Genomic DNA, 8889 nt, shown 5'->3' with positions numbered 1-8889 from the left:
ACTGTTTTAAAAGGAATTATGCCTGCGAAAACGTGGGGATACTCCAGAAGCAACCCCCAAGTTTGCGTGAATCAGGTCTGTGGCGTGCATCGGTTTTTTCGTGGCTCTTTTTCGGCTTAGTCACCTTAAGAATCACGATCTTGCCGGTGCATGTCCACCCCGCCTTCCATTATCCCACTGTTTTAAAAGGAATTATGCCTGCGAAAACGTGGGGATACTCCAGCCCCAGACTGGTGGGGGCCTGGCCATCGTAATGGTGGATGAATCTGCAGATCCAGCCCATATAGGATTTTTCCGTCCTGATGGACATGTTGCGGGTTCGCATCACAGCAATCAGTTTTTCAAAAACAGGCTGATGGGAAAGGATCAAGGGCGCAAAGCGTTTGTCACCCACATGCCGGACAAACTCCGCAGATGTGAGAGGCACATATTCTCGGGCCAGCGTCGCGTGCTGTGGTTCCAGCGACTTGGCTGAAGCGCGCCAGTAGTCCCAGTCGAACGTTTCACTCCATTCCGTGCGTGCCAACTTATACAGAATCTGTATAGCATCGACGACCTGAAGGTACTGCCAAGGCTTCAGGTTGGGCGATTCGCCCAACCTGAGCAGATAGGCCGAGACATCATCAGGGGTGAGGGAAGCCAGTCTCTGGTGGGGAAAAGCACGGATGAACTGCTCCGCCCGAATCCGATACCAGCGCACCGATTCAGGCTTGATTCCTTTTTGAACCAGATGTTTGCTAAATCGGGACCAGAAAACGCGCTCTTTGTCCGTAAGAGGGGAGTTAGCCATGTCCTTGGCTCCAATCCTGGGTGAGGTGAAACGATTCCTGGATGATGCAATACTTTTGGAATGGGTGGCAAGATCTCAAGATCTGAAGCCATGCTATGCGGAATCTGTCTTTCCTGGGAAAAGCCGATTCTGTCTAATCTACTGTTATGCCAGAGGGGAAATCTAGATCTGATGGAAAATCCGAAACTTTTTATATCCTATAGCTGGTCAAATCCAACCCACGAACAATGGGTGATTGATTTGGCTAATGAATTAACTGAGTCTGGCGTTCATGTAATTTTGGACAAATGGGACTTAAAGGAAGGTCACGACGCAGTAGCGTTCATGGAAAAAATGGTTACAGATCCAGAAATATCGAAAGTCGCAATAATCTGTGATGAAATTTACGCGGCTAAAGCAGATGGTCGTGCTGGTGGCGTTGGAACCGAAACGCAGATAATCTCGCGCGAAGTGTATGAAAACCAAGAGCAAGGTAAATTTGTAGCAGTAATATCAGAAAAAAATGACCAAGGGAAAGCGTATTTACCGACATATTACAAATCGCGAATCTACATAGACTTGAGTGAGCCTGATAATTACACCGAAAATTTTGAGAGGCTTCTGCGCTGGGTGTATGACAAACCGCTATATAGAAGACCAGAGATCGGAAAAAAACCTTCATTTTTAGATGAGCCTGAGGGGGTATCATTAGGGACGACTGCCGCTTACAAGAGGGCCATCTCTGCAATTAAAGATACTAAACCTTTTGCACCAGGTGCGTTGGACGAGTATCTGGCAAACTTTGTAGCCAACCTTGAAAAATTCAGAATCACTGAAAAGGAAGGTGAGTTTGATGATAAAGTAGTGGAGAATATTGAGCAGTTTCTTCCCTACCGTAATGAGGCTATATCCCTATTCGTAACAATTGCTCAATATGCACCCAATGAAGAAAATATCTTAAAACTACATCGATTTCTCGAGGGGTTGATACCTTACACGAATAGACCAGAGCATGTTAATAGTTGGAGTGAGTGGGATTTTGATAACTTCAAGTTTATTGCGCATGAATTATTCCTTTATTTGGTGGCGATCTTACTAAAGCACGAGCGGTTCTCAGAGCTTAGTCTTCTGCTTTCTCAGCAATATTATGTTCCGGGCCAGTCTGATTACGGGAAAGACGTAATGGTGGGCTATGATGCTTTCCGAGCGTACTTGAGGTCCTTGGAGCATAGAAACAATAGATTGGAATTGAATCGTTTATCTCTGCATGCGGACTTTCTGGAGCAGCGTAGTAAAAGCTCCGGACTTGAGTTTCGGTACTTGATGCAAGCGGACTTCGTACTTTTCATGAGAGCCGAAATTCAGCAGGTTGATATTTACTCGCGTTGGTTTCCGGACACCTTATTGTACGTCGGTCGGTTCCATAGTGCCTTTGAGGTGTTCGCAAGGTCGTCATCAAAGTCATATTTCGAAAAAGCCAAATGCATTCTTGGCATCGATAAGCCGTCGGACCTTGATGAACTTATGTCAGCCTACAAAACTGACAAGCAACGATTGCCCCGCTGGCAGTTTGAATCTTTTAATCCGTCAGTGCTTCTGGGGTATGAACAACTGGCTACAAAGGCATAACAATGCCATGCAGCCGACGCTCGTACCTCGCGCGGCTGATGGCTGGCGTTATGAGTAGCGTTAGTCAGCCTATGCATGTTCCTGTCAGGAATTTGGTATTGACTGATAGGAAGCTGTATGCGAGAATTGCTCCACCAACTCATGTGGAGGTTTTCAATGGTTAGTAATGACAGCAAGGTAACTACTTTTTCAAGCATCTCTTTGATTTTACTAAAAGAACTGCGTTTGGAGAGAGGGATACATCAGGCGCAAGTGGCTGATATGTGCGACAAAACACCGAGTGCTTGGACAAAAATTGAAACTGGCAAAAGCCCACTTTCGATGGAAATATTTTTCAGAGTTTGCAACGGAATTCAGGTAGCGCCTTCGGCGGTACTAGCCACAATGGAGCGATATGCGACACTTCTAAGCCAGAATGGCTGGGCAGTCATCTCCAAGCAACTCGACTTCAGTGAAGATCTACTGCTTAAGGAAGCTCAAGAATACTATGCGTCCCCTGGCTTTCGGGCACAAAACTCATTTCATAGATGGAGTTTCAACTCTGTCTTGAATGGACCTATTTATAATCAAGACGGAACCGTTACTCCTAATCCTGTTTTCTGGTTTGCACTAGATCCCACATTCAAGGGTGAACAGTTGCGAAAAATAACGGAGGGGGGGTTGTAGGTGAACTTTGCTCATAACAAAGCCATGAAATTCGCTCCCTACGGTCGCCGGACGCTCGCAAGCTCGCGCCGTTTATGGCAGCGTTAGCCGTACAAAACTAAACAAATCAGGAACGCATGAAGAAATTCTTTGAAACGAAATTTGGAAGCACTTATCACGCAGACTCGTTAGCGTATATGCCTACGCTGCGAGACGGCGAAGTTAATCTCATAATGACATCACCGCCATTTGGGCTCGTGAGAAAGAAGGACTACGGCAACGCCGATGCACATGAATATTTAGATTGGTTCCGCCCTTTTGCGGAGCAGTTTCATAGAATCCTTCGAGAAGACGGATCACTCGTAATTGATATTGGTGGCGCATGGATACCGGGGCAGCCAACCAGATCACTTTATCATTATGAGCTAATGATCATGCTCTGTCGCGAGTATGGATTTCACCTGGCTCAAGATTTTTTCTGGTGGAATCCATCCAAATTACCCACCCCTGCAGAATGGGTAAATATTAGGCGAATCAGGGTCAAAGACGCCATAAATTGTGTGTGGTGGCTGTCAAAGACACCTTGGCCGAAAGCAAGCAATCGTAGAATCCTGGTTCCTTATAGTGAGTCTATGAAGGGGTTGCTAAAAAATGGGTACAAAGCCCAACTGCGACCGAGTGGACACGATATTAGCGATAAATTTTCAAAAGATAACGGGGCTTCGATTCCGCCAAATTTGATTGCTATTGCCAACACTGAAAGCAATTCTTTGTACCTAACTAAGTGTAAAGAAAATGGAATTAAGCCTCATCCAGCGAGGTTTCCCGTTGATCTACCTGAATACTTTATCCGCATGTTGTCGGATAAGGGTGATTTTGTTTTTGACCCATTTGGAGGCTCATGCGTTACTGGAGAAGCTGCAGAAAAACTCAAAAGAAAATGGGTTTGTGTGGAAATGGAACAAGAATATTTAGAAGGTGGCAAGCTACGCTTTCCGGTCAAGGCAATAGATAGAAAAGCACCAACATACAGCTTGTCTCATCCCGGTGCTTTATGGAATGGCGTAGACGACGAAGAGCCACTACCAGTTGACGGGGGAAAGGCGCGTCCCGCAAAGCCAGGCACAAAGGGGGAAGAAGATGCCAGCCGTTAGCCCTAAACTGATTGTCAATGAACTAATTGACGCGATTCAGCAATCTGGCGGTGTGGCTGCTTATGTCTCTGAGACTGTTAGAACACACCCTCGCAAGTTTATTGTTAGCTTTTTAGGAAACACTTACAGTCTTTGGGTTTACATTTGGACACTCACTCATGGCGGTCGGGTTTCATTGCCCGATGAGTACAGAATACAAATGACATCTGTATCTTCACCATTACAGAAGAATCCAAGTGGATTGACTGTACTCATGGGCTATCACCCAGATTTGAAGATGTTTGCAGGCTTTGATTTAAATAAACACAGCACATTTACTGCTGGGTCACCCTCAGTTCAAATAGGAATTTCTGCGATACATTCGGCGTTACAAAATGGTCTCTCATTCGTCACTAAGGAGAATGACGAAATAGCGATTGGGGTGAGGCCAGATCAGTTTTTAACGTATTGCCTGAATGCCGAGCCTTTGCATCTATACGGCGCTGAAAGCAATCTTACAAAATTGCTAACGAAGGCTGTCGAGTTACAAGAGATCCCTGAGCATGATGTTTCATCACTTACGGCAAAAAGAAAACTCATTGTGGAAAATGTCAGCAGGTACTCACGTGACGCAAACTTCAGGAAAATTGTATTAAGTGCCTATGATAACAGGTGTGCAGTTACAAGATTTCAACTGCGCCTTGTGGATGCTGCTCACATTCTACCTGTGCCTTCAGGAGATAGCAGTGATCATGTTACAAATGGGATGTCTCTATCTCCGACATTTCATAGAGCATATGACAATTGCTTGATTTATCTCGATGAAGAATATGTGATGAGGCTGAATCCGGAAAAGGCAGATGAGCTAAAACAACATAAATTGGATGACGGGATTAAGGAGTTTAAGTCATTCTTGGACAAAAAAATTCATCTGCCGCTTGACGCAAATCAGCGACCAAGAATCGAATACATAAGAATGGCAAACAAGTACCGTCGAATACCAGGCTATGTATAAAACGGCTAACAAGGCGCTGCACCGGACGGCAATTCCGCTGCGCTCCATTGCCGCCGGTGAGCTTGGTCGTTGAACTAAGCCGCATTCGCGGCAGCTTTTCCCCGCCCTTACCTGCGTAAATTGCACTGATCATCAAGACTCTCTTCAGGGCCATGTTTGCCCTGACATTTGAGAGGAGATCAGTGATGACACCCTTACGTCGCCAGATGCTGGATGCGATGTGCCAGCGTGGTTTTTCACCGCGGACCCAGCAGAGCTATATCTACGCGGCCAGATCCCTGGCTGCCTATTTTGGCCGTTCTCCGGCACGGCTTTCGATGCAGGACCTGCAGCAGTATTTCAAGGTTTTGGCGGTGGACCGCAAGCTTTCTGCCTCCACCTGCCGTCTGCATTTACACAGCATCCGATTTCTATTTCAACAGGTGCTTCAGCGAAGCGACTTTGATGAAGTGGCCCTGATCGTACCCAAGCGGCCACAGCGGATACCGCCTTTACTCACCCGGGCCGAGGTGGCGCGCATCATCGAGGCGTGTGACAACCCCAAGCACAGGATGTTGCTGGAGGTGTGCTATGGCTGTGGATTGCGAGTCAGTGAGGTTGTGGCGCTGCGTGTGGATGACATTGATGGTGAGCGGCGCCTGTTACGGGTGGAGCAGGGCAAGGGGGCGAAGGACCGCGCGGTCATCATCAGTCCCCTGTTGCTGGATAAACTGCGCCGCTACTGGCGCTGCAGCCGCCCGCGTGTGTGGCTGTTTCCACATACGTTCCAACCGCAGCATCACATTGGCGTGAGTTCAGCACAGCGCCTGTTTGGCCGCTGTCGCCGCCGCGCCGGGGTGAGCAAGTCGGTGGGGATCCACGGCCTGCGACATGCGTATGCCACGCACCAGTTGGAGAATGGGCTGGCGGTGCATGAACTGCAACGTCTGCTGGGTCATGGGCATTTGCAAACCACCCTGCGCTACATCCACTGGACACCCAGTGATGAACGGGGCACCTCGGGGCATGTGGACCTGCTGGCCCTGTTGCCGGAGGTGCATCATGCCTGAGCCGACGACGGTCCAGCATATTCTCAATCGATTCCTGTGTGCCGATGGCCTGGACAGCGGCCGGAGGAAAGTCTGCGGGCATCTGCAGGCCTGCCGAACCGAGCGTCTGGGTGGGCTGCGGCTTCGCTGTGACCAATGCGACAGGGAGCAGCAGTGGTATCACAGCTGCCGGGATCGGCATTGTCCGCAATGCCAGAACCGCGCGACACAGGCCTGGTGCGAGCAGCAACGCAGCCAACTGCTGCCGGTGACGTATTATCACCTGGTGTTCACGCTCCCCCACACCCTCAATGGCTGGGTACAGTTGCACCCGCGCGAACTCCATCGCCTTTTGTTCCAGTCGGCATGGGCCACGCTCAAGGCCTTCGGGCAAGACCCCAGGCGTCTGGGGGGAGAACTGGGCATGACGGCGGTGCTGCATACCTGGGGGCAAACCCTGACGCAACATGTACACCTGCACTGTCTCGTCCCCGGTGGCGCCCTGCGCGAGGATGGTCAATGGCAATCCTGTCAGGGCAACTACCTGTTTCCCGTCAAGGCCCTGTCAAGACGGTTTCGGGGCCTGATGGTGTCTGCCTTGAGACAGGCGGCCGCCAGCGGTGCGTTGTCGCGGGTGAGCCACCCGGGAGAAATCGACCGTGTGCTGGATGCACTGATGCGGGAATCGTGGAACGTCTACACCAAGGCCTGCCTGAACCGGGGTGCGACGGTGGTGGACTACCTGGGCCGCTACACACACCGCATTGCCATCACCCAGCAGCGGATTGTGAAGGTGGACGAGGACGAGGTTCACTTCACCTACAAGGACTATCGGACGGAACAGCGCAAGGTGATGGTATTGTCGGGGGAAGAATTTGTGCGCCGTTTTTTGCAACACATCCTTCCCAAGGGTTTGATGCGGGTGCGCCATTACGGATTTTTGGCCAATCGGTGCCGCCGTCAAAAGCTTGATCAGGTCAGGAGGGCATTATCGATGGCGCGTCCACCGGCAGCCACCGCCGCGCCGCGCAAGGAAGCGGCCGAATATCCTTGTCCCCGATGCCGGAAAGGTCGTTTGCATGTCATTGCCGAAATATCGCGTCCTGTTCCATGCCCCACGCTCAAGGCACGACGATGTTAAGTGATTGAAAAATAGCGGGTGACGGAGCAGGTTGACAATGGCCTCCGGAAAGGCCGGGGCTGAGTGCGGGCAAAGCATTGAAACAGGGCCAACAATCAGGCTATGTTCATTCAAAACACACTTGCCAAGGCCCCCCCCAGCATGGCTCCACAGTGGCTGAAAGAACCCGCACAGGTAATCCACACCTGCCAAAGCGCCGCTCATGGCCTGCCTGGCACGCCGCCAAAAATACAATCCCCATTATAAAGATGTGCAGTACATGGCTTCGTCCAACAGACGTTTATCCGCCATGCTGCACACGGCGGATAAACGCTTATATGTGTGATTTGACACCTGATACGTTACAGGGTACGCTCAAGGGATGATTCGAAGCTTCAAACACAAGGGCTTGGCTAAATTTTTCAAGTCCGGCAGCACAGCAGGGATTCAGGCCGCTCATGAAAAGAGGCTTCGGCTAATTCTCGGTAGGTTGAATGCAGCATCGAATGCCAAAGATATGGATTTACCCGGTCTGCGCTTGCACGAGCTCACTGGCAATCGTGACGGGATCTGGTCGGTGACTGTCAGCGGTAACTGGCGAGTGACCTTCCGATTCGAAGACGGAGATGCCGAGATTGTGAACTACGAAGATTATCACTGAGGTTCCGCCAATGTTAATGTACAACCCTCCACACCCTGGTGAAGTACTGCGAGAGCTTTGTCTTGAGCCCCTTGGCCTTTCTGTCACGGCAGCAGCAGAAGCATTGGGGGTTAGTCGCAAAACGCTGAGTGCCGTGTTGAATGGAAAGGCCGGCATCAGTCCAGAAATGGCGATCCGGCTCTCTATCGCTTTCGATACCTCGGCGGAAAGCTGGCTAAATCAGCAGTCCCAATATGAACTCTGGCATGCTGAACAACATCGCAAAAAGCTCAACGTGAAGAAGCTTGTTGCAGCCTAAAGCACATAATCGGATAGCCGGGGGTTTTTTTCTCCCCCGGCCTCCACAACACCCCGCATGCGGGTCCGCACGGGGCGTTTCCTCCGGAGTTCAAAGGACCATGCAAACATGGTGACCTTCAACGCTGGTTACCCAACGAATCGCCAAGGCCGTTTCACCCGGTCGGGTGCATTACGTCCGTTGAGACACGCGGGTCTCTCTCGTTGCCGGAGGTTCGGGCCTTCACCGTGTCTCACCCATTACGGTGAGCATTTGGCTACTATGCCGTCTGCTGACTTCTGCCTCATCACGCCAAGCGTTACCGGTTGGTGCGCTGCCCGGGTCACGGTAGGGTCCGGTGGTGTTCCAGTCCTTTCGGGCTGGCCCTCAGTCCGGCTCCCATGGCGACCACAGCCCCGGTAGGGTTCGATGGTTATTCCGGCCCTTTCGAGCCGGCCCTCAGTTCGACTCCCATAGGGACACGGACCGCAAGTGAGACAGATCTCCCCGAATAAGAACATGAACTTTCAGTGCACAACCGCCGCATTTACCCTATCCCCTGCACCTGATGGGCTTCGTCACCTTGTGCTGACTCGCCCGGGGACTGAGCCT

The 8889-nt window shown here is 50.6% G+C and carries 9 protein-coding genes; 8 read left to right on the top strand and 1 reads right to left on the bottom strand.

Annotated features, from left to right (window positions below; genetic code table 11):
- Positions 1–169: 169 nt before the first annotated feature.
- Positions 170–790: a phage integrase N-terminal SAM-like domain-containing protein gene (locus tag ECTPHS_RS13035; protein WP_008933227.1), complete on the bottom strand. Its 621-nt coding sequence runs from the start codon at positions 788–790 to the stop codon at positions 170–172.
- 171 nt (positions 791–961) lie between these two features.
- On the opposite strand from ECTPHS_RS13035, the gene ECTPHS_RS13030 reads away from it, so the two are divergent.
- The 8 genes from ECTPHS_RS13030 to ECTPHS_RS14370 all read left to right on the top strand — a co-directional run bounded on the left by ECTPHS_RS13030 (position 962) and on the right by ECTPHS_RS14370 (position 8298).
- Positions 962–2398, top strand: coding sequence for an SEFIR domain-containing protein (locus tag ECTPHS_RS13030; RefSeq protein ID WP_040406064.1), 1437 nt, complete (start codon positions 962–964; stop codon positions 2396–2398).
- A 117-nt stretch (positions 2399–2515) separates the two neighbouring features.
- Positions 2516–3064, top strand: a complete 549-nt coding sequence (locus tag ECTPHS_RS14385; protein WP_210386933.1) for a helix-turn-helix transcriptional regulator — start codon at positions 2516–2518, stop codon at positions 3062–3064.
- Between the two features lie 116 nt (positions 3065–3180).
- Positions 3181–4197 (top strand): site-specific DNA-methyltransferase, encoded by a 1017-nt coding sequence (locus ECTPHS_RS14380; protein WP_008933224.1) that lies wholly within the window; start codon positions 3181–3183, stop codon positions 4195–4197.
- Complete coding sequence (locus ECTPHS_RS14375) at positions 4184–5191, top strand: HNH endonuclease (protein ID WP_083838861.1); 1008 nt, start codon at positions 4184–4186, stop codon at positions 5189–5191. The genes ECTPHS_RS14380 and ECTPHS_RS14375 overlap by 14 nt, the downstream gene beginning before the upstream one ends.
- Positions 5192–5376: 185 nt before the next feature.
- Positions 5377–6240 (top strand): site-specific integrase, encoded by an 864-nt coding sequence (locus ECTPHS_RS13020; protein WP_008933222.1) that lies wholly within the window; start codon positions 5377–5379, stop codon positions 6238–6240.
- On the top strand, positions 6233–7360 hold the full coding sequence (locus ECTPHS_RS13015) for an IS91 family transposase (RefSeq protein WP_050814268.1): 1128 nt from the start codon (positions 6233–6235) through the stop codon (positions 7358–7360). The genes ECTPHS_RS13020 and ECTPHS_RS13015 overlap by 8 nt, the downstream gene beginning before the upstream one ends.
- A 361-nt stretch (positions 7361–7721) precedes the next feature.
- Positions 7722–8000 carry a type II toxin-antitoxin system RelE/ParE family toxin gene (locus ECTPHS_RS13010; protein ID WP_008933220.1) on the top strand — a complete coding sequence of 93 codons (279 nt, stop codon included), beginning with the start codon at positions 7722–7724 and terminating at the stop codon, positions 7998–8000.
- 10 nt (positions 8001–8010) lie between these two features.
- Complete coding sequence (locus ECTPHS_RS14370; RefSeq protein ID WP_083838860.1) at positions 8011–8298, top strand: HigA family addiction module antitoxin; 288 nt, start codon at positions 8011–8013, stop codon at positions 8296–8298.
- Positions 8299–8889: the final 591 nt, after the last annotated feature.

The sequence above is a fragment of the Ectothiorhodospira sp. PHS-1 genome, from assembly GCF_000225005.1.
Lineage (GTDB): Bacteria > Pseudomonadota > Gammaproteobacteria > Ectothiorhodospirales > Ectothiorhodospiraceae > Ectothiorhodospira.
This window is presented reverse-complemented; position numbering and strand designations above follow the sequence as displayed.

Excerpts from the sequence above, each read along its gene's own strand:
- ECTPHS_RS14380 (WP_008933224.1), top strand. The coding sequence starts at position 3,181 with ATGAAGAAATTCTTTGAAACGAAATTTGGAAGCACTTATCACGCAGAC.
- ECTPHS_RS13035 (WP_008933227.1), bottom strand. The coding sequence starts at position 790 with ATGGCTAACTCCCCTCTTACGGACAAAGAGCGCGTTTTCTGGTCCCGA.
- ECTPHS_RS13015 (WP_050814268.1), top strand. The coding sequence starts at position 6,233 with ATGCCTGAGCCGACGACGGTCCAGCATATTCTCAATCGATTCCTGTGT.
- ECTPHS_RS13030 (WP_040406064.1), top strand. The coding sequence starts at position 962 with ATGGAAAATCCGAAACTTTTTATATCCTATAGCTGGTCAAATCCAACC.
- ECTPHS_RS14385 (WP_210386933.1), top strand. The coding sequence starts at position 2,516 with ATGCGAGAATTGCTCCACCAACTCATGTGGAGGTTTTCAATGGTTAGT.
- ECTPHS_RS14370 (WP_083838860.1), top strand. The coding sequence starts at position 8,011 with ATGTTAATGTACAACCCTCCACACCCTGGTGAAGTACTGCGAGAGCTT.
- ECTPHS_RS13010 (WP_008933220.1), top strand. The coding sequence starts at position 7,722 with ATGATTCGAAGCTTCAAACACAAGGGCTTGGCTAAATTTTTCAAGTCC.
- ECTPHS_RS14375 (WP_083838861.1), top strand. The coding sequence starts at position 4,184 with ATGCCAGCCGTTAGCCCTAAACTGATTGTCAATGAACTAATTGACGCG.
- ECTPHS_RS13020 (WP_008933222.1), top strand. The coding sequence starts at position 5,377 with ATGACACCCTTACGTCGCCAGATGCTGGATGCGATGTGCCAGCGTGGT.